This is a genomic window from Actinomadura sp. NPDC048021 (assembly GCF_040653135.1).
GTDB classification, from domain to species: domain Bacteria; phylum Actinomycetota; class Actinomycetes; order Streptosporangiales; family Streptosporangiaceae; genus Spirillospora; species Spirillospora verrucosospora.
Genome location: NZ_JBEZJQ010000061.1, coordinates 1 through 1,473, shown reverse-complemented (window position 1 = coordinate 1,473; position 1,473 = coordinate 1). Strand labels below are relative to the sequence as shown.

The window sequence follows — 1,473 nt, the reverse complement described above, 5'->3', positions numbered from 1 at the left end:
ACGGGAACCCAGTTGTTTTCTGGGAACCACACAGGGACGCGAACATCTCTCGCAGCGACTCACTCTGAACGTTCAGTGTGTTCAAGCCACTCGGCCTATTAGTACCGGTCGACTCCACACGTTACCGCGCTTCCATCTCCGGCCTATCAACCCGGTCGTCTACCGGGGGCCTTACACCCACAAAGGGGTGGGAGAACTCATCTCGAGGAAGGCTTCCCGCTTAGATGCTTTCAGCGGTTATCCCGACCGAACGTAGCCAACCAGCCGTGCCCCTGGCGGGACAACTGGCACACCAGAGGTTCGTCCGTCCCGGTCCTCTCGTACTAGGGACAGACCCTCACAATTCTCCTACGCGCACAGCGGATAGGGACCGAACTGTCTCGCGACGTTCTAAACCCAGCTCGCGTGCCGCTTTAATGGGCGAACAGCCCAACCCTTGGGACCTACTCCAGCCCCAGGATGCGACGAGCCGACATCGAGGTGCCAAACCATCCCGTCGATATGGACTCTTGGGGAAGATCAGCCTGTTATCCCCGGGGTACCTTTTAGCCGTTGAGCGACACCACTTCCACACGTAGGTGCCGGATCACTAGGCCCTGCTTTCGCACCTGCTCGACACGTCCGTCTCACAGTCAAGCTCCCTTGTGCCCTTGCACTCGCCACCTGATTGCCAACCAGGCTGAGGGAACCTTTGGGCGCCTCCGTTACATTTTGGGAGGCAACCGCCCCAGTTAAACTACCCACCAGGCACTGTCCCCCACCCGGATACACGGGTGCGGGTTAGACGCTCAAAACGACCAGAGTGGTATTTCACCAACGACTCCACCCAAACTGGCGTCTGGGCTTCACAGTCTCCCACCTATCCTACACAAGACGCTCCAAGCGCCAATGCCAAGCTATAGTGAAGGTCCCGGGGTCTTTCCGTCCTGCTGCGCGAAACGAGCATCTTTACTCGTACTGCAATTTCGCCGGGCCTGTGGTTGAGACAGCGGGGAAGTCGTTACGCCATTCGTGCAGGTCGGAACTTACCCGACAAGGAATTTCGCTACCTTAGGATGGTTATAGTTACCACCGCCGTTTACCGGCGCTTAGATTCTCAGCTTCGAAGGAACAAGTCCCCCTAACCGGTCCTCTTAACGTTCCGGCACCGGGCAGGCGTCAGTCCGTATACAGCGTCTTACGACTTCGCACGGACCTGTGTTTTTAGTAAACAGTCGCTTCCCCCTGGCCTCTGCGACCCCACCCAGCTCAGACAGAAAATGCCATCACCAGGCAAGGTCCCCCTTCTCCCAAAGTTACGGGGGCAATTTGCCGAGTTCCTTAACCACAGTTCACCCGATCGCCTTGGTATTCTCTACCTGACCACCTGAGTCGGTTTGGGGTACGGGCCGCCGGTACACTCGCTAGAGGCTTTTCTCGGCAGCATGGGATCACTCACTTCACCTAAAACGGCTCGGCATCAGCTCTCAGGAT

1 rRNA gene is annotated in these 1,473 nt (G+C 57.6%); it reads right to left on the bottom strand.

The window, feature by feature from the left end:
• Nucleotides 1–77 precede the first annotated feature (77 nt).
• A 23S ribosomal RNA gene (locus AB0C87_RS42815) occupies nucleotides 78–1,473 on the bottom strand; the annotation flags it as partial.